Source organism: Agromyces capsici (genome assembly GCF_058349965.1).
In genome coordinates this window covers 1,240,251-1,267,152 of the sequence record NZ_JBYRET010000001.1, presented here as the reverse complement: position 1 = coordinate 1,267,152, position 26,902 = coordinate 1,240,251, and the positions used below count along the sequence as shown (strand labels likewise).

Genomic DNA, 26,902 nt, shown 5'->3' with positions numbered 1-26,902 from the left:
CGGCGTGCGCGGCGGACTCAGGCCGCCGGCGGATCCTCGTGCAGGTCGACGTCGGCCGGCACGAACGCCCACCGCGTGAAGCGCACCTCGAGGCCCGCGCGCATCGGCGCGCACACCAACGGACCCGCGGTCGCGGCATCCGCATCGAAGGGCGCCACCCGGATGGTGCGCCACTCCCCCTCGCCGGCCCGTGCGCGCAGGGTCACGGCGTCGCCGTCGACGCCCGACCGGCTCGCGCGCACCGTCACGACCTGGCCGGCCCAGTCGGGGACGGGCGCGAGCGACCAGTCCGAGACCCGGTTCGTCACGACCGCGCCGACGTGGAGCACGTCGTCGTTGACCTCGATGCCGGCCTTCACCCACTGCTCGTCGCCGACGTGCAGCATCAGCCCGGCCTGGTCGTAGAGACCGGTGAGCGTCGACGTGTCGAACGACACCTCGACCGCGGCATCCGTCGGCCACGGCGCGAGCAGCGCGTGCCCGTCGTCGTGCACGAAGCCGTAGTGCGTGGTGCGCCAGAAGTCGCTGCCCTCGGCGGCCTCGACCACGATGCCCTGCTCGTCGGTGCGCAACGACACGGGGTCGCGGCTCCAGCGACCGGCGTCCCACGGGGCGGCGCGCACGGCGTCGCCGGGGGCGGGCGAGGATTCGGCAGGGGCAGGGGCGGCCGCATCGGCGTCGGTCATGCGTCCACGCTAGCCGCCCGCTCGGTCAGCCGGCGCTCTCGCATCGCGAGCCATAGCGGGAACGTGAACGCGAACGCCGTGAGCGCCGAGCCCAGAATGTACGCCCAGGCGAACCGCATGCCGAGCCGCCGCGACTCGACTGCGATGAGGATGCTCCCCGCGATCGCGACGACGAGCAGGTCGGTCGTGATCGACGACACCGCCGGCCCGCTCGAGACGAGGTCGCCGATGAAGTCGTTCCGCTCGGCGATCGCGATCAGGTTGTACGTCCAGGTGCCGATGAGCCCGGCGAGGGCGAGCACCAGGTAGACGACGGCGAGCGGGGTCCAGTGACGCGTCATGCGCCCAGTGTGGCGCGACGCGACGGACGCGCGACGGAGGCCGCGCCCGCGGATCGCCGCGTCAGTACTCGGGGATCGACTCGACCGCGCGCTGCGCCTCGAGGCGGGCGAGGTCGCGCAGCAGGTCGTCGGCGACGACCTCCATGCGCTCGGCGCGGTGGTCGGCGTAGTCGGGTTCCTCGTCGAAGCGCGGCCAGCGCCGGTCGAGTTCCTGCTCGATCGCCGCGCCGAGCTCGTCCCACGCATCCTCGCGCGCCCGTTCGACGAGTCCGGCGACGTAGGCCGCATCGGAGCGATGGGTCCACAGCGCCTTCGCGACGGCCGCGTGCACCTTCTCGCGACGTCGGAGGTTGAGCAGGTCGCCGCGGTGGTAGTCGTGCTGGTGCTGCGACCTGCCGTCGCGCTGGGCTGCGCTCTCGCGCTCGGCGGCGATGTGCTCGACGGCCTCATCGGCCTCCTGCACGAGCTCGTAGAGCACGTCGCGAGCCATCGCGGCGGCGCGCTCGTCGGAGTACGGCTCGTCGCCGCGCAGGGCGCCGACGATGAGGCGGTTCTTCAGCGCCATCCGCCCGGCCGACTCGGCCATGAGCAGGCCCTCCTCGAGCATCTCGTCGAAGGTCGGCGCCTTGACCTCGGGCAGCTTGGTGCGGTCGAACGGCGCCATCTTGACGCGTGCTCGACGCCGCTGCCACGGCAGCCGCCAGCCCATGCCCACCTCCTCGGGTCGCCCCTTCGAGGGTACCGACTGCGGGTGAACGGATGCCGCGAGCCATCCGATCTCGCGCGAGCTACTGCGCGTCGGGGTCGAACCCGGGCGTGCGCCCGTCGCGGCCGACGTACTTGACGACGAGGCTGCAGTCCTTGTCGCCGTAGCCCTCGTCGACGAGTCGCGCGAAGCGCTCCATGGCGAGTCGCCCGCCGGCGAGGTCGAGCCCCGCGGCCTCGCCCGCGGCGAGGGCGTACGACAGGTCCTTCTCGGCCAGCCGCGTCGTGAAGGTCGCGTCGAAGTTGCGGTTCGCGGGGCTGGTCTCCACGACGCCCGGGACCGGGTACCAGGTGCGCAGCGGCCAGGAGTCGCCCGACGACACGGTCGCGATGTCGTGGAACACCGTCGGGTCGAGGCCGAGCGCCTCGGCGAGTCGAGCCCCCTCGGACGACGCCTGCAGCGTGATGAACAGCATGAGGTTGTTGGCGAGCTTCGCGGCGATGCCCGAGGTCGGCCCGCCCACGACGAAGACGTGCCCGGCCATCGGCTGCACGAGCGCCGCCGCCTCGGCGGTTGCCTCCTCGTCGCCCCCGAGCATGAACGTCAGGCTGCCGGCGTGCGCGCCGGCGATGCCGCCTGAGACGGGCGCATCGACGAAGCGGATGCCGCGGGCCGCCGCCGCCTCATGGCACGCGCGCGACGTCTCGACGTCGACGGTCGAGGTGTCGAGCACGAGCGTGCCGGGCCGCACCACGTCGAACACTCCGGGGTGGTCGGCGTCGCCGATGAGCACCTGGCGCGAGTGCTCGGACCGTGGCAGCGACGTGAAGACGGCGTCGGCGTCGCGGGCCGCGGCCGCGGCATCCTCGACGGGGCGGATGCCGCCGGCCGCGGCATGCTCGACCGAGCGCGCGTCGACGTCGAACCCGGCGACCTCGTGCCCGGCCGCGGACAGGTGCGCGGCCATCGGCCCGCCCATGTGCCCGAGCCCGATCCAGCCGATGACGGCCATGGCGTCCTCCTCGACGTCGCGTCGCGCGGCCGGTCGCCGTGCTGCTTCCACGCTACGACGCACGGCGCGCGCGCGCATCGGGTCGCGCCCGCTACGGGATCGAGCTCGCGGTCGCCTCGAGGTCGGTGATCGGGCGGTCGCGCTGCGTCGCGAGCGCGAGGCCGGCGGCGCCGCACACGACAGCGATCGCGACGACCTCCACGATGGTGAACGACTCGCCGAGCACGAGCGCCCCGAACACCGCGGCGATCACCGGGCCGAAGCTCGTGATGATCGCGTAGAGCCGCGGCGTGATACGGCGCAGGATGTACGTGTCGAGGCTGTACGGCAGGGCCGACGAGAGCACGCCGACGCCGAGGAGCAGGAGCAGCACGCGACCGTCGACCGCGGAGGGATCGAACGTCCAGACGGCGGCGGGCACGAGCAACGCGAGGCTCACGAGGCTCGCGACCGTGAGGCCCTCGGGCCCCGGCAACTGCGTCGCGACGCGGCGCGTGAGCAGGATGTAGCCGGCCCACGCGGCCGCGGCGGTGAGCGCGAGCGCGACGCCCAATGGGTCGACGCCCGCCCCGCCCGACGCGCCGGTTTCCGCGTGCGGCGCGGACGCGACATCCGCCGCCCCGGCCCACGGTCCGATGAGCAGGAGCACGCCGGCGCCCGCCGCCACGGCGCACCCCACGTCGAGCAGTCGACGTGAGGTGAACAGTGCGATCGCGAGCGGCCCGAGGAACTCGATGGTCGCCGCCACGCCGAGGCCGAGGCGGTCGACCGACTCGTAGAACGACACGTTCATCACGGCGAGCACGACGCCGAGCGCGAGCGCCGGCCGGAGTCGGCGCCAGGTGAGCTCGGCGCGCTTCGGCCGGTAGAACGGCAGCACGGCCAGCACCATCACGAGCTGGCGCACCGCGACGACGACGAACGAGCCCACGACCGGGATCACGAGCCCCGCGAGCGACGACCCGAAGTTGATCGAGACCTCGGTGCCGAGCTGCGTGGCCGCGCCCGCGAACCGGCGTCGGCGCAGCGCGGCATCCGTCGTCGCGGGAGGCTCCTGGGTCACCACTCGACGATACGTGCTGCGCGACACGCACCCGTGCCTGCGCCCGCAGCCGCCCGCGGTGTGGTCGGCTGTGGTCAGGGGTGCGCGCATGACGAAGCCATTCGGATGCCTGACCGACGACGAGGTGCAGCACGCGGGGCGGGTCGAGTTGCGTCGGGTCGTGGTCACGGACGACGTCGAATCGTGGGACCTGGTCCTGTACTCGGCCGGCGGCATCGAGCCGATCGCGGTCGACGCGTTCAGCCTCGACGAGCTCGCCCGCATCAACCCGCCGTCGTCGCGCGACCTCGCGGACGGCGTGGCGAAGGTGGTGCTCGGATGCCACGGGCTCAAGCGCACCGAGCCCTGGGCGATGTCGCGCGACGCGACGAGCTGGTCGGCGCGGGTCGCGGTCGTGCCCGTCGCCGCGTCGGCGGAACCCGCGGATCCGGCCGCGGCCGGAAGCTGAGCCGTCGTTCGGGGCTCCGCCCCCGGAGCCGGAGTGCTTCCTCTCGCGAACTTCGGTACCGGAGTACCGGCGTACCGAAGTACCGACGTACCGACGTACCGACGTACCGGAGTACCGAAGTACCGGAGTACCGGAGTACCGGAGTACCGGAGTACCGAAGTACCGGAGTACCGAAGTACCGAAGTACCGAAGTACCGGAGTACCGGAGTACCGGAGTAGCCGGGTACCGAAGTACCGGCGTTCGTCGAACGGGAAGGTGTTCGCCGCGGAGACGCCGCCTCAGCCGGCGAGCTGCTCGCGGAAGCGAGCGGGCACGGCACCCGGGCGCCGGGCGCGCGCGCCACGACCGGCGGCGACGCTCGCCTCGGCGGCGACGAACCCGTCGGGGCGCACGAGGTAGAGCCGGTCCGAGCGCAGGCGCCCGTTCGCGTCGGGCGGGAACACGTGGTGCTCGATCCCGAGCGCCGACGCCACACCGGTCACGAGCGACGCGGGCGCGCCGTATCCGTGCACCTGCCAGCGCATCGAGCGGAGGGCATCGAAGTTCGACGGATCGCCGCCGGCATACGGCAGGCGCTTGCCCACGATGTCGTCGCGGGCCTGCGAGCGCGACGGCGGCGTCGGAGACATCCGGTACCTGATGCGCGTCTGCGAGAGGAAGCCGAACAGCCGCGGCCCGCCGATGATCCGCGGCAGCAGCCGGATCGCGATCGGACCCATCGCGGGGATCGCGCGGCCCCGGATGAACCGGGTGAGCGCCGTGTCGGCGGTGACGAGCCCGAAAAGCCGGTCGGTGGTCGCCACGAGCTTCCGCGCGACCGGCCGACGCTCGGCCTCGTAGCGGTCGAGCCGGCGCTCGGGCATGCCGCCGACCAGCACGTCGGCCAGCGCGCACGCGAGGTTGTGCGCATCCTGCAGCCCGGTGTTCATGCCCTGCCCGCCGACGGGCGAGTGGATGTGCGCGGCATCGCCGACGAGGAAGCAGCGTCCGTTGCGGAATCGCGCCGCGACCCGGTGGTGCAGGCGGTACGTCGCGAACCACGTCGACGAGCGGTACCCCACGGTGAACCCGCGCGCGATGCGCGACCGCACGAGCTCCTCGGGCAGCTCGCCGCCCGCGGCGAGATCGGCGTCGCGCACGACCCCCAGGATCCGCGCGTGCCCCGGCTCGCCCATCGGGAACGACAGCAGCAGGTCGTCGGGCGCCATGCGGATGTTCACGCGACCCTCGACGAGCCCGGACGCGCCGACGGCGTCGGCGACGAAGAACGTGTGCTGGTTCGTGACCCCCTCGAACCGGATGTCGCGCAGCTCGCGCACCGCCGAGTGCGCGCCGTCGGCGCCGATCACCCAGCCCGCCTCGACCACCACCGGACCGTCGGGCCCCTCGAAGCGGGCGGTGACGGACGCCGCCTGCCGTTCGAGCGCGACCAGCCGGTGCCGCCACAGCACGTCGCGCCCACGAGCCGCGAGGCCGTCGACGAGGATCCGCTCGTTGCGGCTCTGCTCGAGCACCGTGATGTCGGGGAACGGCGTCGTCGCCGCCCCGAACTCGCGGAACGGGATCTCGCCGAGCACGCGATGCCGGAAGCACAGCACCGCCCCGAGTGCCGCGCCGCGCTCGGCGAACACACGGTCGACGAGGCCGAGCTGGTCGTAGAGCTCCATCGACCGCGCCTGCACGACGAGGGCACGCGACTCGCGGGTCGGGCCCTCCTTGCCGTCGGCGATGAGCGCGTCGACCCCGAGCTTCGCGAGCACGTTCGCGGCCATCAGGCCGCTCGGGCCCGCCCCGACCACGAGCACGTCGGTGCGGAGGCTCGGCAGGGTGTCGGGTTCGGCCATGCTCCCAGCCTGTCACCGCGGTGATTGCCGGCGGAAGGGACGAATGACGCAATGCGACCCCGTCTTCAGGTGGAAGTGCCATGCTGGTCCGATTCCGGATGCGGGCGCTCAGTGCCTCCCCCCGAGCCCGTTCCCCGCCGCGAGGAGTCCCGTGCACCATTCCGTCATCGTCCCCGGCATCGGCGGTTCCGACCCCGCCCACTGGCAGTCGCGCTGGGAGGTCGGCCTCCGCGACGCGAGACGCATCGAACCCGCGTCGTGGGATGAGCCCGACCTCGACGACTGGGTCGCCGCGATCGACCGCGCCGTCGGCCACGTCGATCCAGCGCCCGTGCTCGTCGCGCACAGCCTCGGCTGTCTCGCCGTGGCGCACTGGGCGCAGCGGACGGATGCCGCGTCGGCGCGCGTCGCAGGCGCGTTCCTGGTCGCACCGCCCGACCCGTCGGGCGCCGAGTTCCCGCGCGCGGCGACGGCGTTCACCGACCCCGCGACGCGCCTGCCCATTCCCTCGTTGGTGCTGGCGTCGTCGGACGATCCGTACTGCTCGCCCGACCGCGCCGAGGTGATCGCCGCGGCGTGGGGCTCGCCGCTCCACGCGCTCGGCGCCCGCGGGCACGTCAACGTCGCGAGCGGGTGCGGCGAGTGGCCCGAAGGGCTCCAGCTGCTCGAGGACTTCGTGCTCACGGCCCGAGCAACAGCTCGTCAGGCCGGCTGACCGCGCGCCAACCCGCGGCGCCCGGCGCCCCCTCGACGACCCGGGCCCGCACCATCCGGTCGGCCTCGACCAACGCCGGCATCGACAGCCCGGTGAGCGCCGCGACGTCGGCGACCGGCACCTGGAACGTGCGGAACGGCCCGAGGTCGGGCACCGCCGTCGCGCCCGCGGCCAGGCGCGCCCGCTCGCGCTCGGCGAGCGCCTCGGGCGTCGCGCGGGCCGCCTCGGAGAGGTCGAGCACGGGTGACTGGTCGAGCACGAACCCCGCCGTCGCGAGCTCGTCGCCCGATCGCCATGCGACGACCTTGACGAACCGCAGCGGCACCCGGATGCCGCGGTAGGGCGGGTCGTCGGGGTCGAGCACGGGCGCGGTGAACACGCTGAGCCGCTGGGCGTGCACGCGCGCGTACTCGAGCACGTGGTCCTCCAGCCCGTTCCACAGCTCGAGCGACTGGTTGAACTCGCCCTGCTGCGGCGCGGCGTTGGTGAAGCGGAACGTGTCGGCGTTGGCCCGCGCGGCGACCTCGGGCGGACCCCACACGGGGTCGCGCCGGCGCACGAGGTGCCCGCGGTCGAGGTCGTTGCGCGCGTACACCGCGGGCCCGGCCTGCCAGTGCTCGGGGATGCGCGCGTCGAACCGCCAGTCGTCGCCGCGCTCCACCTCGACGAGCTCGGCGCCGTCGATGTTCACGCCGGTCATGCGCGCGAACCGCCGCCGCGTGTCGAGCACGACCGTGAAGTGCAGGTAGTCGAGTTCGACGGATGCCGCGGCATCCGCTTCGGGGACGGCCGGCATCGCCGCCTCGAGACCCAGGAACCGCGCGTCGAAGCCCATGCGTCCAGCACACCATGCGCCGCCGACACGGGAAGTGCGAGGATCGTGACGAGTCAATCCGCGGTGCCGCTCGCTGCGAACCACCGATGGCGGGCAACCGCCCGCGGATCGGAGGAGCGGAATGGTCGAGCCCGCATCGACGCGCACGCCCGACGGGGCCGACGGGGCCGACGGCGGCGGGGGCCCCGCTGGCGCACGCGAGACGGACGTCGCACGCGCGCCGGCCGTGCGATCGCGCGCCACCACGGCCTGGGCGGCCGTGTCCGGCGTGATCGCCGCGGGCGCGTTCCTCGCGGCCGCCGAGCTCGCCGCCGTGTTCGTCGCGCGCGACGCGAGCCCGATCCTCGCGGTCGGCGCCTTCGTCATCGACGTCGTGCCGCCGCCCGTCAAGGACTTCGCGATCGCCGCGTTCGGCACCGCCGATAAGCCGGTGCTGCTCGGAAGCCTCGGCGTCGCGGTCCTCGTCGCGAGCGCGATCGCGGGCGTGCTCGAGCTTCGCCGTCCGCCGTGGGGCTCGGTGCTGCTCGCCGTCGCGGGCGCGCTGTCGATCGCGGCGATCACGACGCGCGCGGGCGCGACGATGCTCGCGTGGGTGCCACCCGTGGTCGGCACGGCGGCGGGCGTCCTCGTGCTGAGGCTGCTGGTGAGCCGCCTGCGCGCGAGCGCCGTCCGCACCCCACCGCCGGCGGCCGCCGGGCAGGCCGGCGGCGTGGACCGGCGCGGCTTCTTCGTCGTCGCGGGGGCGGCCGCGGCATCCGCACTGGTCGTCGGCATCGGGGCGCGCATCTCGAACGCGGCGAGCGCGTCGATCGACGCCCTCCGGAACGCCCTGAAGCTGCCCGCGCCGCGCAGCACGGTCACGGTGCCTGCGGGCGCCGAGTTCGACGTACCGGGCCTCGCGCCGCTGATCACGCCCAACGCCGACTTCTACCGCATCGACACCGCGCTCACCGTGCCGACCGTCGACCCGGGGACCTGGCGGCTCATGATCGACGGCCGGGTCGGCCGGCGCGTCGAGCTCACCTTCGACGAGCTGCTGGCGATGCGGCTCGACGAGTACGCGGTCACCCTCACGTGCGTGTCGAACGAGGTCGGCGGCGACCTGGTCGGCAACGCGATCTGGCTCGGCGTGCCCGTGCGCGACATCCTCGCGATGGCCGAACCGCAGCCCGGCGCCGACATGGTGCTCTCGCGCAGCGTCGACGGGTTCACGGCGTCGACGCCGCTCGAGGCGCTCACCGACCCCGGCCGGGATGCCATCCTCGCGGTCGGCATGAACGGCGTGCCGCTGCCGTTCGAGCACGGCTTCCCCGTGCGGATGGTCGTGCCGGGCCTCTACGGCTACGTCTCCGCGACGAAGTGGCTGTCGGAGTTGACGGTCACGACGTTCGCGGCCGACGAGGCGTACTGGACGCCGCGCGGCTGGAGCGCGAAGGGACCGATCAAGCTGTCGTCGCGCATCGACACGCCGCGCTCGGGCCGGCCGGTCCCGACGGGCCCGACGGCGATCGCCGGCATGGCGTGGGCGCAGCACACGGGCATCGAGCGGGTCGAGGTGCGCATCGACGACGGGCCGTGGCAGCGGGCGGACGTCTCGACGCCGATCAACCGCGACACGTGGGTGCAGTGGGTGCTCGAGTGGGATGCCGCGCCCGGCACGCACTACGTCGAGGTGCGGGCCGTCGACCTCGACGGCCGTCTCCAGGTCGAGGAACGGGCGCCGGTCACTCCCGACGGGGCGACGGGGTGGCACCGCGTGCTCGTCACGGTGACATGAACCGCGGCATCCGCTCGGCCTGAGCCGGCCTGTGCCGGTCCGGCCGGTCCGACCCGCGCTCAGCCCAGTCCCGAGAGCCCGCTCCCGATCAGCATCGCGCCGATCACGAGCAGCACGATGGCCATGACGATCGCGCTGTTGCGACGCAGCCAGGAGCCGGCCTCGGCGAGCACCGGCGCCATCCGCTCGCCGCCCACGAGGACCGCGACCACCGGCACCGCGACGCCGAGGCAGGCGAGCAGCACGAACACGGCGCCCGCGACCACGAGGCCGCCGGGGCCGAGCATCGCCCCGCCGACGGTGAGGCCCGCGCCGATCGCGAACGCGAGCTCCTTCGGGTTGGCGACCGTCAGCACGAGGCCGAGGCGGAAGGCGGCGCCGGGGCCCATGCCGTCGATGGCGCGCATCCAGCCCGGCAGTTCGGGCTCGATGTCGCCGCGCGGGCGCCGGTGCCACTTCACGATCGCGGCGACCACCAGGCCGAGGCCGACGACGAGGCGCAGCACCGCGGCCGGCGTCGTGGAGCCCGCCGCGTCGTCGATCAGGTCGGCCGCCCACGCGAATACCGCGGTCAGCGCGGCGAGCGCGAGCACCCGCGCGGCGAGGAAGGCCGCGCCCCCGCGCACGCCGGCGGGTGCGAGCAGGAGCAGCAGTACGGCGATCACCGGGATCGGACTGAGTGCGACGCCCACGGCGAACGGGATCACGTCGCCGATGACCTCGGCCATGCCAGAGACCCTATCCTGCCCGCATCGTCATTGAACTGATCGGTTCAGTGATGTACACTGAACCACATGGTTCAACAACAGGCACTCGATCGGGCGTTCGCGGCCCTCGCCGACACGACGAGGCGCGACATCCTCTCGCGCCTCGGCGACGGCCCGGCGACGATCACCGAGCTGGCGCGGCCGGCGGGCATGACGCTCACCGGCATCCGCAAGCACGTCGACGTGCTCGAGGCCGCCGGCCTCGTCACCACCGAGAAGGTCGGCCGAGCACGGCAGGTCCAGCTCGGCACCGAGCGTCTGGACGACGCGATGGCATGGATCAGCTACTACCAGCGGCTCTGGGAGCGTCGCCTCGACGGCCTCCAGGCCTACTTCACCCTCAGGAAGGGAACGGAATCATGAGCGACATCGACACGAGCGAGACGATTGCACTCCGCATGACGCGGCAGCTCCCCGCCGCGCCCGAGGAGGTCTTCGACGCCTACACCGACGCCGAGAAGCAGAAGATCTGGTTCTCGATCCTCGACGAGGAACCCGGCGTCGTCGAGATCGAGGTCGACCTGCGCGTCGGCGGCAAGCAGGTCGCCGTCTGGGGACCCGACCGCGACACGCTGTTCCGCGAGGAGCAGGTCTTCCTCGAGATCGACCGCCCGCACCGGCTGGTCACCGAGTCGTCGGGCAGCGACCCGAGCGGCGCGACGATGACCACGCACGTCGTGGTGACGTTCGAGCCCGTCGAAGGTGGAACGCTGATGATCGTCGAGCAGTCGGGCTTCCCGACGCCCGAGATCCGGGACTTCTTCCAGACGATGGCGTGGGTCGGCGCGTTCGACCGCATCGAGGCGTACCTCCGGCGACGCTGAGGCACGCTCGGCACTCAGGGGTGCCCCGGAACCGGTCTCGGGACACCCCTGAACTTCCCTCGGTTCCCTTGCGCGCGGCCCCCGCGCTGCGGTATCGAATGGGGTGACGGACGGGGCCGGCGCCGACCCCACCGCGGCCCGGCGGACCGGGGGGACCGACCATGTGGAGCGACGAGGACCTGAGGGAGGTCATCCGCAGCGCCCCCGCGGCCGTCGACGACGCGCTCGCGGCCATCCAGCGCGACGGCGGGCGGGCGCCGGTCGACCTGCGCTCCTTCGCCGCGGCGGCCGGCCTGCTCGGCTCCGACCCCATCCAGCTCTGCATCGACCACCTGCGCTCGCACCACCTCGTCGACCCGCTCATGGAGGCGCTGCGCGCGCGCGACGTGCGCCTGCCCGGCGACGAGCCCGAATCCGACGAGGTCGGGCGCGGCGGCGGACGCCTCGACCTCGTCGACCTCAACCGGTTCACGGCGAAGGCCGAACGGTTCCGATGTCGCATCGAGGTCGACCACGACTTCAAGGGCACCGGATGCCTCGTGGGCCCGGGTCTCGTCCTGACCGCCTGGCACGTCGTCCGGCTGCACGGCCCGAACGGGCCCGACCAGCCGCTGCCCGACGTCGTCGTGCGGCTCGAGGACGGAACCCGGCACGACGCCGTCATGCCGCCGGCGTACCAGTCGCCGTGCGGCGACGGCGAGTGGGAGCAGCGCGCGCCGACCTCCGACGCCGAGGTCGTGGACCGGCACGACGTGGCGCTGCTGTCGCTGGCGACGCCCGCGGCGCGCCACCTCGGCCATGTCCCCCTGCCCGAGTCCGCACCGGCAGTGGCATCGCGATCCCCGGTGTTCCTGCTCGACTTCCCCGCAGGCGAGGACGGTGAGCTCGGACACGGCACGGTCACGAAGCCCCGCAACGTCACGGCCCGGCTCCACCACGACATCCCGACCGCGCAGGGCTCCTCCGGCGGGGCGTGCTTCGACGACCGATTCCACCTCATCGGCGTGCACCAGGCCGGCGCGAGGGTGTCGCAGGACGGCGACCGCGTGGTCAAGCGCGGCCGGTTCGTGCCGCTGGGCCTCTTCCGCGACGAGGTCGCGGAACTCGTCGCTCGCGACGTCGCCCCCACCGCGATCTGGCGCCTCGACGACGACACCACGCAGCTCGTGATCGGCCGCGACGGCTTCGCGTCCGCCGTCGCCGCCGCGGCCGGCGCGGCGAACGGGGCGGTCCGCGGCATCCGCGTCAAGCGCCGGCGACCCGCCGAGGACGGCGCGGGGCTCGGGTTCTCGCACCGGATCCTCGTCGAGCTGCTCATGCGGCAGGGCCCCGCGCACCGCGTCGTGTCGGTCGCGCTCGACGCGACGTCCTCCGACCTGCTCTCGGACATCGCCCGGTGGACGGACGCCGCCGGGATCCCGATCCCCGCCGCCCCACCGGCCGAGGGAGCGACGGGAGCGACGCTCGAGGGCCGGGCGTCCCACCGCGCACGGCGGCTCGCGCAGGCGATCGACCTCGCCGCGGAGCAGGCCGGCCGGACCGTGTGGTTCTTCGTCGACAACCCGACGCTCCCGCTGCCGGAGGCGCGCCGGCTCGAGCTCGAGGCCTTCGTCGCCGAGTGCCTCCCGCTGCCGCGCATCCGCCTCGTCATCGCCGGGCTCGAGACCGTGCCGCTCGGCGGCCTCGAGTTCTCCAGCCCCGCCGCCGCGGCCCCCGACGGCCCGGCCGGACTCGTCGTCGAGTACATCGGCGGGTTCACCCGCGCGGACATCCTCAACTGCCTCACCCTCGCCACCACCGACCTCGTGGGCGACGCGGTCCCGCGCGACATCGAGCTCGTGCTCAAGGTGCTCCTGGTCGACTTCACGCCGTTCAACGGCATGTACTCCGACGCGGACCTGCCCGCGATCGTCGAGACGCTCCAGCAGTACTTCCGGACGCTCGGGACGGGCGGAGACGCAGATGGCGAACGACGAGCCGACCCCGCGGCGTGATCGCTCGCGCGGCGGCGTGCGCGATGCCGGCGGGCACGCCGGCCCGCCGGAGGACGCCGTCGACGCGGGGCTGCTGCGCGCTCGCGAGTACGCCGCGCTGTCGGCCGCGTTCGATCCGGTCGAGGCGTTGCGCAGCATCGAGGGCCCGGGACGCACCGATCCCGCGCTGCTGACCGCGGTCGCGGCCGGCCTCTCCCGCGACTGCGACACGGTCACGGGCCCCTCGGGCGACGGATGGCTCATGCGCAGCGCCGCACGGCGGCGGGTGCTCGATCGCCTCGTCGACGCCGGGCGCCTCGACGAGGCGGTCCGCCGACGGCGAGACCTCCCGCTCGACGGACCGACCGCAGACCTGCTGGACGCCGTCACCGGGCAGGGCGCCTTCACCGCGAGCGCCATCGCGGCGGCGCTCCGCGACGGGGACCGCGCGTCGCTCGAGCGAACGGCGATCGGCCTCGGGCGAGCAGACGGGCACGCCGCTCGCCGGGCCGACCTGCCGCGGGTCAAGTCCGCCCTGATCCGGCTCGAGATGCTCGGCGAGGCCCGGGGAACGCCGGGCGAGCGGGTGCCCGCGCACGCCGACGAGCTCGAGCGGATCCTCGGATGGCTCGACACCGGGTTCGTCGGCTACCAGCCGGCGACGCTGTACGTCGAGGGCCTGCCGGGCGTCGGGAAGTCCACGTTGATCGAGGAGGTCGCCGCGCGACTGCTCGAAGGCGACGACGGCTGGGTCGTGGTCCGCTTCGACTTCGAGCGGTCGGGGCTCGACGTGCAGGACACCATCGGGCTGTCGCTGGAGTTCGCCCGGCAGGTCTCGGCGCAGGTGCCGGGCTCGTCGTCGCTCGTGCAGCAGGCACGACAGCAGGCCGCCGGCGTGGCGCAGGGAGCACCGCAGCTCAAGGGCGACAGCCCGGAGCGGGTGCCCGAGGCACTTGCACTGGCGCTGCGGCGCGCCCTCGACGCCCCGGCGCAGCGCGTCCTGCTGGTGCTCGACGACCTCGAGCTCCTCAGCCACCGCGGAGCAACGCATCCGGCTCGGCTCTTCGAGTGGATCGCCCAGCTCGCCGACCTGATCCAGACGCAGATCGCGGTCATCGGGGCCGGACCGAGCGACGCCGTGCACGGCATCCGGGCCAGGATCGGGGAGCGCGTCGTGCTGCCGGGCCTCGACCCCGCGGCCGCGGACCACGAGCTGGAGGCGCTCGGCGTGGATCGCGGGGACCGCGCAACGGTGCGGGAGATCGCGACGGGCGATCCGCTGAGCCTCGGGCTCGCCGCGCGGCTCGTGCGGGACCACGGCGCCGACGCGGTGCGACAGGCCCATGGCCGCGAGGGGATGACCTCGGCCTACCTGTACCGGGCGCTGCTCTCGCACGTCGCCGATCCGGGCCTCCGGCGCCTCGTCGGCGCGGCCCTCATCGCCCGGCGCGTCGACGCCGACTCCGTCGTCGCGTTCCTCGGGCGGGCGGCCGGTCTCCGCGATCTCTCGCCGGACCGCGCCGAGCGCCTGGTCGCGGAGCTCGCGGAGCTCGACTGGGCCTTCGAGCCCGATCCGCTCGCCACCGGCTTCCTCCGGTCCGTCCCCGAACTGGGCAGGATGGTGCGCCCCACGCTCTACGACTCGGCACCGGTGAAGTCCGCCCGCATCGATCGCGACGCCGCACGATGGTTCGGCGCGCGTCGCGAACCGTGGGCGGAGACCGAGGCGGCCTACCACCGGCTGCAGCTCATGCGGCGATCCGCCGAGCCGCCGACGATCTCGCCGCCCGCCCTCGCGCGGCTCGACCCCGAGTCCATCGCCGAGCTCCCGCCGAACGCGCAGGAGTTCGTGCGCCTTCGCCGCGAGGTCCCGGCCGAGGCCCTCCGACACGGCGCGGCCGCTCGCGGGAGCGCGTCCGAGCCGGATGCCGTCCGCGAACTGCGATCCCTCAACGGCCGATCCGACTGGCTGGAGGGCGACGACCTCTTCGAGCGCGCGATCAGCGGGATGTCGATCGACCCGCGCAGTCCCGATTCCGACGTCGTCCTGACGTTCCTGTGGCGCTCGGGCCGCTGGACGGAGGCGGGCCGCCTGCTCGCCCGCCAGGGCGGATGGCGCCGCTCGACTCCGCCGCTCGAGGCCCAGCTGGCGCAGTCCCGGCTCGACGCCCTCTGCCGGCTGGAGATGGGGGCGGAATCCGGCTTCACCGACGTGGTCGAGACCCTCCGGGATCACGACGACCTCAGGGCGCGCGTCGCCGCCCTCGTCTCGGAGCCGATGCTGACCAGCCTCGCCGGCGCCGCACTGGGCTTCGCACTGCATCGAGCCGACCCGACGCCGACGCCGCTCGCGTCGGAGCGTCGCCCCGGTCTCGACCCCGTCGCCGCCGCGATCCACCGCTGGGGCGGGCCGGGCGACGATGGCGACGAGGAGACGGCACTCGAGGCCGTCACGGGAGGCCTGCGGCGCATCGAGGACCGGACCGGACCGATCGAGATCGGACAGGCCGACCGCACGAGCGTGCTGGCCCGTGCCGCAGCCGTGCTCACGCCGTTCGCGGATCTGGTCGAGACGATGAGCCGGCTGCCGCGCCACCAGCACCTCGCGGAGTACGCCGCTGCAGTGCAGCAGCGGCTGGACGACCTCGGCGACCTCGCTCCCCTGCAGACCGGGCCCTGGACCGACCGGAAGGCCAGCCGCGCCCTCGCGGTGCACGGCCTCGCCGAGCTGGGCCTGCTCGCCGAGCTGGCCGGCGCCGCGGCGTACCTCCGGCGCGACCGGGACCTGCGGCTCGTCGCCGCCGCGGCGGAACGGTGGCGGCGCACGGTCGCCGGATCCTGGTCCTACGGACCGCCTCCTCCGGCCGGCTGGGACCGCCCGCTCGACGTCACGATGACCGACCGGCTCGCCGCGCTGCTCGACTCGGCGGATCCCGCAGCGGCGGCCGCCGCACAGCTCGAGGCGTGGGCGCCCGAGCATGCGAGCGCCGCCGAGGTGCTCTCGCTCCTGCGCGCCCGGTCTCCGAAGACGGCGGGTGAGGCCGCGCGGACGGCGGCGCGGCGCGGGCCGGCCGCCGCGGCCGCGTTCCTGCTCCGCCGGAGCCTGCCGAGCGCCTTCGTCCCCCCGGTGGCAGTGCTCCTGGCGACTGACGACCGACGACCACCACCGCCGGAGGATCGGGCCGCCCCGCCCGCCGGCCCGACCGAAGGAACGCGACCATGACCGACGAACGACACGACGAGGAACGCCGCCGCGGAGACCTCCGCCGCAGGCTCGACGATTCGCCCGCGCTGCGCGATGCCGTCCAGCGGGCGGCCGCCACGGGCCGCCTGCCCGACGACCTCGTCTCGGCGCGGTCGGCCGAGGCGGTCGACCGCGGCGACGAGCTCGAGAGCGTGATCCAGCTCGACGCCCTCGAGGCCATCGTCAAGCGCGTCGGCCGTCCGCCGCTGATCGTCCGCAACGACGCAGTCGAACTCGAGGAGCTGCCCGACTTCGCGCCCGGCACCGACGCGCTCATCAAGGGCGTGGAGCGGAGCGTGCTCTCGGTCGGCCGGGTCGAGTTCGTCAACCACTCGATGGCGTGGGGCGGCACCGGCTGGGTCATCCACGAGGAGGACGCGTCGACCCGCATCGTGGCGACGAACCGGCACGTGGCCAAGGTGGTCGCGCAGCGCGGCTTCGACGGCAGCGGCGTCTTCCTTCGCTCGCCGACGACGGGCATGCGCTACGGCGCGGAGATCGACTTCAAGGAGGAGGTGGCCTCCAACCCCGGCGACGCGCGACCGGTCGAGGTGGTCGCGATCACCTACCTTGCCGATGACGCCTCCCCCGACGTCGCGCTGCTGCGCATCGTGGGCGACGGCCTGCCCTCGCCGCTGCCGCTGGCCGACGCCGAGGCCGAGGAGGGGCAGCTCGTCGCGGTCATCGGCTATCCCGCGTACGACTCGCGCAACGACGCCGCCGACCAGGCGAAGTACTTCCGCGACCTGTACGAGGTCAAGCGCTTCGCGCCCGGGTTCGTGATGCAGGGGCTCGGCGGGCGGAAGTCGCTGACGCACGACTGCACGAGTCTGGGCGGCAACTCGGGGTCGCCGCTGATCGGCCTCGACGACGGCAAGGTCGTCGGCCTGCACTTCGCCGGCCGGTACGGCGTGGAGAACCACGCGGTCGGCGTGGGCACGCTCAGGCGGCTGATCGCGGGCGAGCGCCCGCTCGCCGCGGGCTTCGAGGTCGCGCGCGCCGAGCAGCAGCAGCAGCTCGTCGAGGCCGCCTCGGACGGCGTGCACCAGCCGGACTTCTTCGGCGAGCGCGCGGGCTACGACCCCGACTTCCTGGAGGGCGGGCTCACCGCTCCGTGGCCGGGAACGCCCGCCGCCGTCGAGTCCGGGCTCGCCCGTCCGAGCGACGAGGACCCGGGGCGTCCGTTCGAGCTCCGCTACACGCACTTCGGCGTGAAGTACCACCTGGCCCGGCGCCAGCCCCTGATCACCGCGGTCAACATCGACGGCGAGCACCCCGTGCGCATCAAGCGGACGGGCGACAAGTGGTTCCGCGATGCGCGGATCCCGCTCGAGGCGCAGTTGACCCGTCGCGACTACGACGATCCCGAGATCGATCGCGGCCACATGGTCCGGCGCGAGGACCCGAACTGGGATCCGGACGCGACGAGCCCGGCCGACGTCACCCCGCGGGCGAAGCTGGCCAACGACGACACGTTCCACTACACGAACTCCGCGCTGCAGCACTCGCGGCTCAACCAGGGCAAGGAGCTCTGGCAGGGGCTCGAGAACTACATCCTCGACAGCGCGCGGACCGAGGGGTTCCGGGCCTGCGTGTTCACCGGCCCGATCCTGCGCCCCGACGACCCCGAGCTCGCGCCCGGCCTGGCGGTGCCGCAGGAGTTCTGGAAGGTCGTGGTGATGCCGAAGGCGGGTGGCACCGAGCTGCACGCCACCGCGTACCTGCTGAGCCAGGGCGAGCTGATCCGCGACCTCCTCGAGAAGCGCTCCCGCGTCGAGGGGCTCGAGGGCTTCGTGCTCGGCCCGTACCGCACGTTCCAGATCGCGATCTCCGACCTGGCCGAGGGAACGGGCCTGGACCTGGCCCACTACGTCGAGGCCGACCCGCTGCGCGCGAACGCGATCGGCGCCGAGGCGATCGAGAACGGCGAGCCGCTCTTCGTGCCGCTCGACTCGCTCGCCCGGATCGTCGTGTAGCGCGGCGCGACGTCGAGCCGAGGGGCAGCGGATGCCGCGGCGGCGGCCCGGCACGCGGCATCCGCTCGTGTCAACGCCTCGACGGATGCCGCGGCACCGGGCAGCATCGACCATGGCGAGCCCGAGCGCGGCGCCGCCCGGATGGAGGGAACCATGGCCGAGACACCCGGCACGCAGGACGGCCCCGTCGAGGACGGCGCCACGGAGGCGACGCGCGCCGAGAAGATCCGCGGGATCCTCGAGCAGGTGCGCGAGGACGTGCATCTCGGGCACGCGGGCGACGAGGGCGAGCTGCTGCGGCAGCGTCTCGCCGATGCGGGCATCGCGGTGAGCGAGGCCGAGCTCGAGCAGTTCATCGACCGCTGACGCGGGCGGCTCGCCGACCGGGCAGGATGGAGCGGGGCCGCGGCGCGCGCGGCGGAGGCGGAGCGGGCGTGAGCGGCAAGGTGGTCATCGCGGGGCCGGCGTCATGGAACCGGATCGTGCTGCTCGAGCAGCTGCCCGAGCCGGTGCCGCACATGCGGTTCGCGCTCGGCGATCACGAGACGGTGGGCGGCACGTCGGCGGGCAAGGCGCTCGGGCTGGCGGCGCTCGGCCGCGAGGTCGAGCTCTTCACGCTCATCGGCCGCGACCCCGACGGCGAGCGGTTGCGCGGAATCCTCGAACGCGTGCCCGGGCTCGAGCTCGACGTGGTCGACGGCGGGCGCACCGAGCGGCACCTCAACCTGATGACGCCGCGCGGCGAGCGCGTGTCGCTGTACCTCTCGACGCCCGACGACGCGCCGTCGCCCGACGACGGCCGGCTGGCCGCCGAGCTCGAGGATGCCGCGGCGATCGTGCTCGACCTCTCGGAGCGTTCGCGCCGGCTGATCCCCGACGCGCGAGCCAGCGGCCGCCCGATCTGGACCGACGTGCACGACTACGACGGCACCGCCGAGTACCACCGGCCCTTCATCGACGCCGCGGAGGCGATCTTCATGAACGCCGACCGCATCGGCGGCGATCCACTGCCGTTCATGCGGCGCTGCCTCGACGAGGGCGCGCGGCTCGTGGTCTGCACGCTCGGCGCCGAGGGCGCGATGGCGCTCGCGGCGCACGACGGCGGCACGATCTCGGAGCACCGCGTCGAGGCGGTGCCGGTCGAGGTGGTCGACACCAACGGCGCGGGCGATGCGTTCATGTCGGGCGTGCTGCACGCGACGCTCGACGGGGCCGCGATCGACGCGGCGCTCGAGGTCGGCGCGCAGCACGCGGCATCCGTGCTCGGCACCCGGCACCTGCACCCCACACTGGACCCGCTGGTCGGGTAGCGCTACTCGGCCGCGGGGCGCGCCCGCTGGAACGTCCGGCCGCCGATCTGGGTGACCTCCACCCGCACCCAGCGGTCCTTGACCTCGGGCGCCCAGGGCGTGACGCCCAGGCCCGCGACGCGCTCGATCTCGCTGTCGCGTTCGAGCTGCCGGGCCCGGCCCTTGAGCACCACGCTGAACGCCGACTCGTCGTCGTACCCGTCGACCTCGAACGCGACGTTCGCGTGGATGGTCAACTCGAGCAGCTTCGTGCCGGGCTGGGTGCGGAACACGATCGCGCGCCCGTCGGGGCCCTCGTCGACCTTGTGGTTCACGGGGAAGATGTCGACCTCGCCGCCCGCCGCGGCGGCGATCCGGCCGTACGGCGCGGCCTCGACCCGGCTCCAGCACTCCTCCTCGGTGAGTTCGCGCGTGGGCGGGCGGTCGTCGTCCTGTCCGTTCATGTGGTCCTCCTCGTTCGGGCCGGTTCGGGGGTCGACAGCTCGCGCGGCTCGACCGGCACGCGCTCGGAGTGGTCGGGCACGCGCACGTCCCACCCGAGCTCGTGCTTGATCCTCGCACGCAGGGCGTCGGCCGCGTGCGGCTCGCCGTGCGTGACGTACGTCATGGCCGGCGCGTCGGGCGCGGAGCGCAGCCACCGCAGGATCTCGTCGGCGTCGGGGTGCGCCGACATGCTGTCGAGCTGCACGACCTCGGCGCGGATCGGCACGTCCTCGCCGAAGATGCGCAGGCTCCGCTCGCCCGCGGCGAGCGCGGCGCCGCGCGTGCCGCCGGCCTGGAACCCGGTGAGCACGATCGCGTTGCGCGGGTCGGGCCCGTACTCGCGGAGGTGGTGCAGGATCCGTCCGCCGGTGAGCATGCCGCTCGCGGAGATGATCACCATGGGGCCGCCGCGGAGGTTCAGCAGCTTCGAGTCGTCGACGGTGGTGATGCGCGTGGCGAGCCGGTACATCCGCTGGAGCTCGTCGGCGTCGAGGCGGTGCTCCTCGGGGTAGCGCTCGTAGATGCCGGCCACGTCGACCGCCATCGGGCTGTTGAGGTAGATCGGCACGTCGGGCAGCTGGTCGCGATCGCGCAGGCGCGAGAGGTGGAGCAGCACGGTCTCGGTGCGCCCGACCGCGAACGCGGGGATGAGCACGACACCGCCCTTGCGGGTGACGCGACGGATCACCTCGCCGAGCCGATCGGCCGGATCCTCGGCCGAGTGCACCCGGTCGCCGTACGTCGACTCCGTGACGAGCACGTCGCACGCCTCGAGCGGCGCGGGCGCGCGCATGAGCGGATCGGAGGCCCGGCCGAGGTCGCCCGTGAAGTGCAGCTGCGCGCCATCCACCCGCACCCGCACCTGCGCCGCCCCGAGGATGTGCCCGGCGGGCACGAGGCGCACGTCGACGCCCGGGGCGACCTCTCGGTGCTCGTCGAACGCGAGCTCGGAGAAGTGCGGCAGGGTCGCCCGCACATCGTCGGACGTGTAGACCGGCCGCGGGTCGGCGTGGCGCGACCAGTGGCGGGATGCCGCGTGCCGGGCCTCCTCCTCCATCAGGTAGGCGCTGTCGGCCAGCATGATCCGGCAGAGTTCGACGGTGCCGGGCGACGCCCAGATGCGTCCCGCGAAGCCGTCGCGGACGAGCGCCGGAAGGTAGCCGGAGTGGTCGAGGTGCGCGTGCGAGAGCACCACCGCGTCGATCGACTCGGGCGCGACCGGGAACGGCCGCCGGTTGCGCTCGCGGAGCACCTTGTAGCCCTGGAAGAGCCCGCAGTCCACGAGCAGGCGGACTCCGCCGGACTCGAGCAGGTACCGCGACCCGGTGACCGTGTCGGCGGCGCCGAGGAAGCGGAGGCTCGTCTGGCTCATCGGGTCATCCGAGGCTCATTCGACGTCGCTGACGACGATGACCGGCCCGGCGGCCGTCAGCAGCAGGTCGTGGCTGACCGAACCCAGCAGGAACCGGGCCATGCCGCCGGTCGCGTGGCTTCCGACGACCACGGCGCTCGCGCGCTCGGAGAGCTCGGCGAGCACGGGCGCGGGGCCGCCGCGCTCGAGGCGGCCGGTGGGCTCGGCGCCGTGCGCCCGGGCGTACTCGAGCGCGTCGTCGAGCACGTCGCGCCGCATCTCCTCCATCATCTCGACGTCGCCGAGGTACTCGACGTACGCGGAGTTCCAGCTCGTCGGCACCACCCAGGCGTGCACGAGCTCGAGCGCCTGGCCCGAGCCGGCCGCCTCCTCCGCGCCGACGCGGATCGCGGCCATCGACTCGGCCGATCCGTCGACTCCGACGACGACGGTCGAGCGCCGGCTCGCGTCCCAGTCGTGCGGGATCACGGCGACGCAGCCCTGCCCGCGCCGGCCCGCGAGGCGGGCGCCCAGCGTCCAGGCGGTCTCGCGTCCGTGTGCGGACGTGCCGACGACGACGAGCGCGTCGTGGTCGAGGTACGCGCCGAGCTCCTTGTCGGGGCGACCGTGCACCGTGTGCGTCGTGACGGTGCGACCCGGGTGCTCGGCGCGGACCTGCTCGGCCCGGTCCATGAGGCCGACGCGGGCCGCCGACAGGTCGCCGGTCGCGCGAAGGTACTCGCTGGACTCGTCGCTGCCCGGGATCACCTGCACGAGTGCGACGGTCGCATCGCCGCCGCGTGCGAGCGCCCAGCGCAGCGCCGCCTCGGCGTGCGGCGAGCCGTCCCAGCCGACCACGATCTGCGAGAACACCACGACCACCCCTTCGCCGGCCGCTCCGGTGCGGTCCGTGCTGCCAGCCTCCCCGAGGACGCGCGCCGGCCGCGGGCCGAAGGTCACTCGGGCGAGCCGCCCGAACGCGCGACATGATGGACCCATGCCTGCTGTCCACCGTCCCGGTCTCCGGGTCGACGCACGACTCACGATCCCGGAGTCCGAGCTCTCGTGGCGGTTCTCGCGGTCATCCGGTCCCGGGGGGCAGGGCGTGAACACCGCCGACTCCCGAGCGGAGCTCGTGTGGGACGTGGCCGGCTCGGCCGTCCTCACGCCGCTCCAGCGGGAGCGACTCCTCATGCGCCTGAGCAGTCGCGTCGTCGACGGGGTCCTGACGATCACCGCATCCGAGCACCGCACGCAACTGCGCAACAGGAATGCGGCGAGCGCACGGCTCGTCGCCGTCGTGGCCGACGCGCTGCGGCCGCCGTCACCGACGCGACGACCGACGCGTCCGAGTCGCGGTGCGAAGGAACGGCGCCTGGAAGCGAAGAAGCGGCGCACCGAGGTCAAGCGCCTGCGTCGCCCACCCGGCGACTGACCACGAGGCGGCGCGCGTCGCGCGAACGCGCCGGTCAGAGCATCCGGATGTAGCAGAGCTCCTCGAGTTGAGCGAGCGCTCCGTCGTAGTACGGGGTCGGTCGAAGGGTGAGGAAGGCGAACCCGGTCGGCTCACCCATGGATCGCTCCTTCCCGTGGCCGAGCGGGGTGCAGGTGGACCCGAGCCTACGCGCGAGCGCGGCGACCTCGCATGGACCGACCGACCGGTCAGTGCGGGGTGTGGTCGACGAACGCCATGCGCGCGCCGCGGCGCGGGCGGCCGCGCAGGCCGGCGGCCATGAGCAGGCGGATGACGCGGTACCGCTGCCCCGCCCAGGGTGCGAGCGCCTCGAGCATCTCGTCGTCGGTCATGTCGCGGCCGTGGAGCGTGTGACCGACGTAGTTCGCGAGGTGGTAGTCGCCGACCGAGACCGCGTCGGGATCGCCGAGCGCGCGCTGGGCGACCTCGGCCGCGGTCCACGGACCGACGCCCGCGAAGTGCGTGAGGCGTGCGGCCGCATCGGCGTGCGACATGCCGGCGGCCTCCTCGATGCGGCCGGCGTATGCGGCGACGCGCTGGATCGTGGCCGCGCGCTTGGGGTCGACGCCGGCGCGGTGCCATTCCCAGACCGGGATGGCGCGCCATCCGCCCGCCGAGGGCACGACCCGCATGGGCCGCGGGGCCGGCCCCGGCGCGACCGACCCGAACCGCAGCACGATCCGCCGCCACGACGCGTGGGCCTGCAGCGTGATCACCTTCTGCTCGAGGATCGCCGGCACGAGCGCCTCCATGACGCGGGCCGTTCGCGGCACGCGCAGGCCCGGATTGCGGCGGTGCGCATCGTCGAGCACGTCGACGCCCGTGCGGAAGCCGGTGGTGTCGTCACGCTCGCCGAGCATCGACGGGGCGCCGGCGAGCGCCGCCTCGGCGCCCGGACCCCACGCCTCGACGCGCACGAGGTCGGGCCCGCGCTGGATGACGCGCAGCGTCGCGGCCCCGGCATCGGTCAGCGTGGTGCGCCACACCGCGCCGTCGGCCCCGAGCGCATACGTCGGGTCGCCCGGCCCGCGGCGCAGCACGCCGAGCGTCTGCACCACGTGCGTCTCGTGCGGGGCGCGCCAGTCGAGCGCGTGGTCGGGGGTCACCCCTCCAGTGTGCGCCCTCCCGCCGTCAGCGGACCCGCCCGGGGCGCTCCGGAAACTCGTTCCCCTCTCACGACCCGGTACCGGAGTACCGGAGTACCGGAGTACCGGGGTACCGGAGTACCGGAGTACCGGAGTACCGGAGTACCGGAGTACCGGGGTACCGGGGTACGACGATGAGGAACGTCTCCGGTCGGCGACGCACGGGTCCGGAATGGGCGAGGATCGAAGGACCGCCGCGTACCCGAGGAGCACCGCCATGACCGCCGACCACGAGGCATCCGCCCCCAGCGACCCCCGCAACGACACCGAACACCGGGAGCACGACGGCCTGCACCCCGACACGCTCGCCGTGCACGTGGGCCGGCCGGCGCGCGAGCCCGACGCGCCCATGAGCACGCCCGTGCACCTCGCGTCGACCTACCACGCGGGCGGCCCCGCCGCGTACGGCCGCTACGGCAACCCGTCGTGGGCGGCGTTCGAGGCGGCGCTCGGCGCCCTCGAGGGCGGGCCGTGCGTGTCCTTCGCGTCGGGCATGGCCGCGATCTCAGCCGTGCTCGACCTCGTGCCCACCGGCGGCACGGTCGTCGCGCCGCGACACTCGTACACGGGCACCATCGGCCTGCTCGACGACCTCGCCGGGTCGCGGAACGCGACCGTGCGGTACGTCGACGTGACCGACACGCAGGCGGTGACGGATGCCGCGGCCGGCGCCGACCTCGTCTGGATCGAGTCGCCCACCAACCCCGCGCTCGAGGTGGCCGACCTGGCCGCGATCGGCCGCGCGGCACGCGAGGCCGGCGCGCTCTTCGCGGTCGACAACACGTTCGCGACCCCGCTGCTGCAGCGCCCGCTCGGGCACGGCGCAGACCTCGTGGTGCACTCCGCGACCAAGTCGATCTCGGGCCACAGCGACGTCATCATGGGCGCCGTGATCGCCCGCGACGAGGCGCTGCGCGACCGCATCGAGGCCCGTCGGCGCCTGCACGGCGCCATCCCCGGCCCCATGGAATCGTTCCTCGCGCTCCGCGGACTGCGCACCCTGCCCGTTCGGCTCGAGCGCGCGCAGGCCACCGCGCGAGCGCTCGTCGAGCGGTTCACCGGCCACCCCGCGCTCGACGAGGTCCGCTACCCCGGGTTCGGCGCGATCATCTCGATCGTGGTCGCGGGCGGGGCGGATGCCGCGGAGCGGGTCGCCGAGGCGACCCGGGTCTGGGTCCACTCCACGAGCCTCGGCGGCGTCGAGTCCCAGCTCGAGCGCCGCCGCCGCTGGGCCGCCGAGGCCCCGACGATCCCCGAGGGGCTCCTGCGCCTCTCGGTCGGACTCGAGCACGCCGACGACCTCGCCCGCGACCTCGAGCGGGCGCTCGAGGCGGCCGGCTCCGCACGCGACTGACCCTTGCGGGCGCGCACGCCGCGGTCAACCCCGTGGACCGATCGGACGACGACCGCATAACGTGGGTCGCGCCCGAGGGGGGTGGAGCAAGATGGGAACGCTGTACTACAGCGCCGCGCAGTACCCGATCAGGGTCGACGACGCGACGCTCGCGAGCTTCCGGGTCGTGCTGGAGCGGCGTCTCGACGCCGGCAGCGGGTTGACGCTGTCGTGGTCGGAACCCGGCTTCGGCCCGTCGACGGTGTGGCTGCATCCAACGATCCCGGTGCGACTGCACATCGACGATCCGAGCGCGCCGGGCCCCGACGCGGCCGCGGTCGACGCCATGGGCGACGAACTGGAGCGCTCCGGCGGCATCGTCCTGCCGCCCGACGGCGACCTGTGGGCGGCGGATCCGGCTCAGGGCACCACCGCGAGGTGATTCTCGACGTGCTCGACGTGCGGTGACGCCCACGCGGCTTCCTCGGCCTGCGTGCGCTCGAGGTACGACGAGACGAACCCGGTGAGCCGGACCGTCGTGCCGTCGGCCTCGACGTCGACGTGGCTCGCGTCGACCGTCGCGTGCCGCACGAGGGCGCGGCGGATCCGCTCAGCCGTGTCGGCCGCGGACGGCCGCCGGCGCAGCGCGATGCGGCTGTCGACCGAGTGCACGCCCGGGATGCGGACGACCGCGCGCCGGACGCCGTCGCGCTGGAAGTTGAACTCCACCTCCCCGGTGAGGACGACATCGTGGCCGTGCACCTCGGCGCGCACCGAGTTCGGCTCCGAGCCGACCCACGCGACCTCGCGTTGCACCGCATGCGCGAGGTCGGCCTCGTCGGGCTCGCGCGAGCCCTGCACGGCGACCACGAGGTCGTCGATGATCGTCGTCACGCCCTGCACCCGCTCCGCGGCGCGGATCGCGTCGGCCCGTTCGGAGAGGTCGGCGACCTCGCCCGACAGGCGCACGGCGCCGTCGTCGACGGAGACGCCGATGCCCGCGGAGTCGAGCCCGGGCGTCCACTCGAGCTCCTCCTCGACCCACCGCTGGATCTCGTCGTCGGTGTACTTCGCGGCCATCGCGCTGCCCTCGCCCCTCAGGCCTTCGCCGTCTCGCCGCCGGCGGGCTCGCCGCCCGACGAGATCGCGATCTTGCGCGGCGACGGCAGCGCCTTGTACGGCACGGTCACCCTGAGGACGCCGTTCTCGAAGTGCGCGGTCACGCCCTCCTCGTCGGCCATCTCGGGCAGTTCGATCCGCCGGTAGTAGCTCGTGCTGCTCTCCCGCACCACGTACTTCTTCTTGTCCTTCTCCTCGTCCTTCTCGCGTCGCTCGGCCTGGATGACCAGCGCACCCTGGTCGACGTCGATGTCGATGTCGCCCTCGCTGAAGCCCGGCAGGTGGGCTTCGACCGTGAGCTTCTCGTCGTCCTCGGTGTAGATGTCGGTGGTCGGCGCGGCGCGCCGGGACTGCGAGAACAGTCCCTCCGGGAACAGTTGCCGCTGCAGCGAGTTCAGCTCCGCGAACGGATCGAAGCGGATGACGTTCCTGGCCATGATCGGGCCTCCTTCGGTCTTCTCGGCCCGCGTGGCAG

The 26,902-nt window shown here is 73.9% G+C and carries 27 protein-coding genes; 13 read left to right on the top strand and 14 right to left on the bottom strand.

Annotated features, from left to right (window positions below; translation table 11 throughout):
• Positions 1–17 precede the first annotated feature (17 nt).
• The 5 genes from AC3RKB_RS06140 to AC3RKB_RS06120 form a co-directional block, all read right to left on the bottom strand.
• On the bottom strand, positions 18–686 hold the full coding sequence (locus tag AC3RKB_RS06140; protein ID WP_491435139.1) for a DUF1349 domain-containing protein: 669 nt from the start codon (positions 684–686) through the stop codon (positions 18–20).
• On the bottom strand, positions 683–1,027 hold the full coding sequence (locus AC3RKB_RS06135) for a DUF2834 domain-containing protein (protein ID WP_491435138.1): 345 nt from the start codon (positions 1,025–1,027) through the stop codon (positions 683–685). The genes AC3RKB_RS06140 and AC3RKB_RS06135 overlap by 4 nt, the downstream gene beginning before the upstream one ends.
• 61 nt (positions 1,028–1,088) lie before the next feature.
• Entirely contained in the window at positions 1,089–1,736 is a 648-nt protein-coding gene (locus tag AC3RKB_RS06130; RefSeq protein WP_491435137.1) for a hypothetical protein, read from the bottom strand.
• Positions 1,737–1,815: 79 nt separating this feature from the next.
• On the bottom strand, positions 1,816–2,796 hold the full coding sequence (locus AC3RKB_RS06125; protein WP_491435136.1) for an NAD(P)-dependent oxidoreductase: 981 nt from the start codon (positions 2,794–2,796) through the stop codon (positions 1,816–1,818).
• Between the two features lie 40 nt (positions 2,797–2,836).
• On the bottom strand, positions 2,837–3,808 hold the full coding sequence (locus AC3RKB_RS06120) for an EamA family transporter (protein ID WP_491435135.1): 972 nt from the start codon (positions 3,806–3,808) through the stop codon (positions 2,837–2,839).
• Between the two features lie 88 nt (positions 3,809–3,896).
• On the opposite strand from AC3RKB_RS06120, the gene AC3RKB_RS06115 reads away from it, so the two are divergent.
• A complete protein-coding gene (locus AC3RKB_RS06115; protein ID WP_491435134.1) occupies positions 3,897–4,256 on the top strand; it encodes a hypothetical protein in 360 nt (119 codons plus the stop codon).
• A gap of 279 nt (positions 4,257–4,535) precedes the next feature.
• Here the strand turns inward: AC3RKB_RS06115 and AC3RKB_RS06110 are convergent, their stop codons facing one another.
• Positions 4,536–6,101 carry an FAD-dependent monooxygenase gene (locus tag AC3RKB_RS06110; RefSeq protein ID WP_491435133.1) on the bottom strand — a complete coding sequence of 522 codons (1,566 nt, stop codon included), beginning with the start codon at positions 6,099–6,101 and terminating at the stop codon, positions 4,536–4,538.
• 151 nt (positions 6,102–6,252) lie between these two features.
• On the opposite strand from AC3RKB_RS06110, the gene AC3RKB_RS06105 reads away from it, so the two are divergent.
• Positions 6,253–6,816: an RBBP9/YdeN family alpha/beta hydrolase gene (locus AC3RKB_RS06105; RefSeq protein ID WP_491435132.1), complete on the top strand. Its 564-nt coding sequence runs from the start codon at positions 6,253–6,255 to the stop codon at positions 6,814–6,816.
• Here AC3RKB_RS06105 and AC3RKB_RS06100 read toward each other — a convergent pair.
• Complete coding sequence (locus AC3RKB_RS06100; RefSeq protein ID WP_491435131.1) at positions 6,782–7,651, bottom strand: DNA/RNA non-specific endonuclease; 870 nt, start codon at positions 7,649–7,651, stop codon at positions 6,782–6,784. The genes AC3RKB_RS06105 and AC3RKB_RS06100 overlap by 35 nt on opposite strands.
• Before the next feature lie 121 nt (positions 7,652–7,772).
• On the opposite strand from AC3RKB_RS06100, the gene AC3RKB_RS06095 reads away from it, so the two are divergent.
• Positions 7,773–9,428 (top strand): molybdopterin-dependent oxidoreductase, encoded by a 1,656-nt coding sequence (locus AC3RKB_RS06095; RefSeq protein WP_491435130.1) that lies wholly within the window; start codon positions 7,773–7,775, stop codon positions 9,426–9,428.
• A 59-nt stretch (positions 9,429–9,487) separates the two neighbouring features.
• Here the strand turns inward: AC3RKB_RS06095 and AC3RKB_RS06090 are convergent, their stop codons facing one another.
• Positions 9,488–10,156: a GAP family protein gene (locus AC3RKB_RS06090; RefSeq protein ID WP_491435129.1), complete on the bottom strand. Its 669-nt coding sequence runs from the start codon at positions 10,154–10,156 to the stop codon at positions 9,488–9,490.
• A 66-nt stretch (positions 10,157–10,222) separates the two neighbouring features.
• On the opposite strand from AC3RKB_RS06090, the gene AC3RKB_RS06085 reads away from it, so the two are divergent.
• The 7 genes from AC3RKB_RS06085 (at position 10,223) to AC3RKB_RS06055 (ending at position 19,522) form a co-directional block, all read left to right on the top strand.
• A complete protein-coding gene (locus AC3RKB_RS06085; RefSeq protein ID WP_491435128.1) occupies positions 10,223–10,558 on the top strand; it encodes an ArsR/SmtB family transcription factor in 336 nt (111 codons plus the stop codon).
• Positions 10,555–11,019: an SRPBCC family protein gene (locus AC3RKB_RS06080; protein ID WP_491435127.1), complete on the top strand. Its 465-nt coding sequence runs from the start codon at positions 10,555–10,557 to the stop codon at positions 11,017–11,019. The genes AC3RKB_RS06085 and AC3RKB_RS06080 overlap by 4 nt, the downstream gene beginning before the upstream one ends.
• Positions 11,020–11,180: 161 nt before the next feature.
• Positions 11,181–13,013: a trypsin-like serine peptidase gene (locus tag AC3RKB_RS06075; RefSeq protein ID WP_491435126.1), complete on the top strand. Its 1,833-nt coding sequence runs from the start codon at positions 11,181–11,183 to the stop codon at positions 13,011–13,013.
• Positions 12,982–16,215: an AAA family ATPase gene (locus AC3RKB_RS06070; RefSeq protein WP_491435125.1), complete on the top strand. Its 3,234-nt coding sequence runs from the start codon at positions 12,982–12,984 to the stop codon at positions 16,213–16,215. The genes AC3RKB_RS06075 and AC3RKB_RS06070 overlap by 32 nt, the downstream gene beginning before the upstream one ends.
• On the top strand, positions 16,212–18,212 hold the full coding sequence (locus AC3RKB_RS06065; RefSeq protein WP_491435124.1) for a DNA/RNA non-specific endonuclease: 2,001 nt from the start codon (positions 16,212–16,214) through the stop codon (positions 18,210–18,212). The genes AC3RKB_RS06070 and AC3RKB_RS06065 overlap by 4 nt, the downstream gene beginning before the upstream one ends.
• Before the next feature lie 153 nt (positions 18,213–18,365).
• Complete coding sequence (locus AC3RKB_RS06060; RefSeq protein ID WP_491435123.1) at positions 18,366–18,578, top strand: hypothetical protein; 213 nt, start codon at positions 18,366–18,368, stop codon at positions 18,576–18,578.
• A gap of 68 nt (positions 18,579–18,646) precedes the next feature.
• The gene (locus AC3RKB_RS06055; protein ID WP_491435122.1) at positions 18,647–19,522 is read left to right on the top strand and encodes a carbohydrate kinase family protein; all 876 of its coding nucleotides are present in this window, start codon (positions 18,647–18,649) and stop codon (positions 19,520–19,522) included.
• Between the two features lie 2 nt (positions 19,523–19,524).
• On the opposite strand, the gene AC3RKB_RS06050 is transcribed toward AC3RKB_RS06055, so the two are convergent.
• The 3 genes from AC3RKB_RS06050 to AC3RKB_RS06040 are packed head-to-tail and all read right to left on the bottom strand — an operon-like array spanning position 19,525 to position 22,232.
• Positions 19,525–19,965, bottom strand: coding sequence for a pyridoxamine 5'-phosphate oxidase family protein (locus AC3RKB_RS06050; RefSeq protein WP_491435121.1), 441 nt, complete (start codon positions 19,963–19,965; stop codon positions 19,525–19,527).
• On the bottom strand, positions 19,962–21,377 hold the full coding sequence (locus AC3RKB_RS06045) for an MBL fold metallo-hydrolase RNA specificity domain-containing protein (protein ID WP_491435120.1): 1,416 nt from the start codon (positions 21,375–21,377) through the stop codon (positions 19,962–19,964). Before AC3RKB_RS06045 ends, AC3RKB_RS06050 begins: the two co-directional genes overlap by 4 nt.
• A gap of 15 nt (positions 21,378–21,392) precedes the next feature.
• Positions 21,393–22,232: a universal stress protein gene (locus AC3RKB_RS06040; RefSeq protein ID WP_491435119.1), complete on the bottom strand. Its 840-nt coding sequence runs from the start codon at positions 22,230–22,232 to the stop codon at positions 21,393–21,395.
• 121 nt (positions 22,233–22,353) lie between these two features.
• On the opposite strand from AC3RKB_RS06040, the gene arfB reads away from it, so the two are divergent.
• Positions 22,354–22,791, top strand: coding sequence for an alternative ribosome rescue aminoacyl-tRNA hydrolase ArfB (gene arfB / locus AC3RKB_RS06035; protein WP_491435118.1), 438 nt, complete (start codon positions 22,354–22,356; stop codon positions 22,789–22,791).
• Positions 22,792–23,018: 227 nt separating this feature from the next.
• Here the strand turns inward: arfB and AC3RKB_RS06030 are convergent, their stop codons facing one another.
• Positions 23,019–23,936 carry a DNA-3-methyladenine glycosylase family protein gene (locus AC3RKB_RS06030; protein WP_491435116.1) on the bottom strand — a complete coding sequence of 306 codons (918 nt, stop codon included), beginning with the start codon at positions 23,934–23,936 and terminating at the stop codon, positions 23,019–23,021.
• 256 nt (positions 23,937–24,192) lie between these two features.
• Here AC3RKB_RS06030 and AC3RKB_RS06025 point away from each other — a divergent pair, with 256 nt between their 5' ends.
• Positions 24,193–25,329, top strand: a complete 1,137-nt coding sequence (locus tag AC3RKB_RS06025) for a trans-sulfuration enzyme family protein (protein WP_491435115.1) — start codon at positions 24,193–24,195, stop codon at positions 25,327–25,329.
• A 91-nt stretch (positions 25,330–25,420) separates the two neighbouring features.
• Entirely contained in the window at positions 25,421–25,750 is a 330-nt protein-coding gene (locus tag AC3RKB_RS06020; RefSeq protein ID WP_491435114.1) for a DUF7882 family protein, read from the top strand.
• On the opposite strand, the gene AC3RKB_RS06015 is transcribed toward AC3RKB_RS06020, so the two are convergent.
• The gene (locus AC3RKB_RS06015; RefSeq protein ID WP_491435112.1) at positions 25,729–26,388 is read right to left on the bottom strand and encodes a BON domain-containing protein; all 660 of its coding nucleotides are present in this window, start codon (positions 26,386–26,388) and stop codon (positions 25,729–25,731) included. The genes AC3RKB_RS06020 and AC3RKB_RS06015 overlap by 22 nt on opposite strands.
• A gap of 17 nt (positions 26,389–26,405) precedes the next feature.
• Positions 26,406–26,864: an Hsp20/alpha crystallin family protein gene (locus tag AC3RKB_RS06010; protein WP_491435111.1), complete on the bottom strand. Its 459-nt coding sequence runs from the start codon at positions 26,862–26,864 to the stop codon at positions 26,406–26,408.
• Positions 26,865–26,902 lie beyond the last annotated feature (38 nt).

What these genes read in the sequence shown, in the direction of transcription:
- AC3RKB_RS06140 (WP_491435139.1), bottom strand. Translation starts at nt 686, where the DNA reads ATGACCGACGCCGATGCGGCCGCCCCTGCCCCTGCCGAATCCTCGCCC.
- AC3RKB_RS06135 (WP_491435138.1), bottom strand. Translation starts at nt 1,027, where the DNA reads ATGACGCGTCACTGGACCCCGCTCGCCGTCGTCTACCTGGTGCTCGCC.
- AC3RKB_RS06130 (WP_491435137.1), bottom strand. Translation starts at nt 1,736, where the DNA reads ATGGGCTGGCGGCTGCCGTGGCAGCGGCGTCGAGCACGCGTCAAGATG.
- AC3RKB_RS06115 (WP_491435134.1), top strand. Translation starts at nt 3,897, where the DNA reads ATGACGAAGCCATTCGGATGCCTGACCGACGACGAGGTGCAGCACGCG.
- AC3RKB_RS06110 (WP_491435133.1), bottom strand. Translation starts at nt 6,101, where the DNA reads ATGGCCGAACCCGACACCCTGCCGAGCCTCCGCACCGACGTGCTCGTG.
- AC3RKB_RS06100 (WP_491435131.1), bottom strand. Translation starts at nt 7,651, where the DNA reads ATGGGCTTCGACGCGCGGTTCCTGGGTCTCGAGGCGGCGATGCCGGCC.
- AC3RKB_RS06095 (WP_491435130.1), top strand. Translation starts at nt 7,773, where the DNA reads ATGGTCGAGCCCGCATCGACGCGCACGCCCGACGGGGCCGACGGGGCC.
- AC3RKB_RS06090 (WP_491435129.1), bottom strand. Translation starts at nt 10,156, where the DNA reads ATGGCCGAGGTCATCGGCGACGTGATCCCGTTCGCCGTGGGCGTCGCA.
- AC3RKB_RS06085 (WP_491435128.1), top strand. Translation starts at nt 10,223, where the DNA reads ATGGTTCAACAACAGGCACTCGATCGGGCGTTCGCGGCCCTCGCCGAC.
- AC3RKB_RS06080 (WP_491435127.1), top strand. Translation starts at nt 10,555, where the DNA reads ATGAGCGACATCGACACGAGCGAGACGATTGCACTCCGCATGACGCGG.
- AC3RKB_RS06075 (WP_491435126.1), top strand. Translation starts at nt 11,181, where the DNA reads ATGTGGAGCGACGAGGACCTGAGGGAGGTCATCCGCAGCGCCCCCGCG.
- AC3RKB_RS06070 (WP_491435125.1), top strand. Translation starts at nt 12,982, where the DNA reads ATGGCGAACGACGAGCCGACCCCGCGGCGTGATCGCTCGCGCGGCGGC.
- AC3RKB_RS06065 (WP_491435124.1), top strand. Translation starts at nt 16,212, where the DNA reads ATGACCGACGAACGACACGACGAGGAACGCCGCCGCGGAGACCTCCGC.
- AC3RKB_RS06060 (WP_491435123.1), top strand. Translation starts at nt 18,366, where the DNA reads ATGGCCGAGACACCCGGCACGCAGGACGGCCCCGTCGAGGACGGCGCC.
- AC3RKB_RS06050 (WP_491435121.1), bottom strand. Translation starts at nt 19,965, where the DNA reads ATGAACGGACAGGACGACGACCGCCCGCCCACGCGCGAACTCACCGAG.
- AC3RKB_RS06045 (WP_491435120.1), bottom strand. Translation starts at nt 21,377, where the DNA reads ATGAGCCAGACGAGCCTCCGCTTCCTCGGCGCCGCCGACACGGTCACC.
- arfB (WP_491435118.1), top strand. Translation starts at nt 22,354, where the DNA reads ATGCCTGCTGTCCACCGTCCCGGTCTCCGGGTCGACGCACGACTCACG.
- AC3RKB_RS06025 (WP_491435115.1), top strand. Translation starts at nt 24,193, where the DNA reads ATGACCGCCGACCACGAGGCATCCGCCCCCAGCGACCCCCGCAACGAC.
- AC3RKB_RS06020 (WP_491435114.1), top strand. Translation starts at nt 25,421, where the DNA reads ATGGGAACGCTGTACTACAGCGCCGCGCAGTACCCGATCAGGGTCGAC.
- AC3RKB_RS06015 (WP_491435112.1), bottom strand. Translation starts at nt 26,388, where the DNA reads ATGGCCGCGAAGTACACCGACGACGAGATCCAGCGGTGGGTCGAGGAG.
- AC3RKB_RS06010 (WP_491435111.1), bottom strand. Translation starts at nt 26,864, where the DNA reads ATGGCCAGGAACGTCATCCGCTTCGATCCGTTCGCGGAGCTGAACTCG.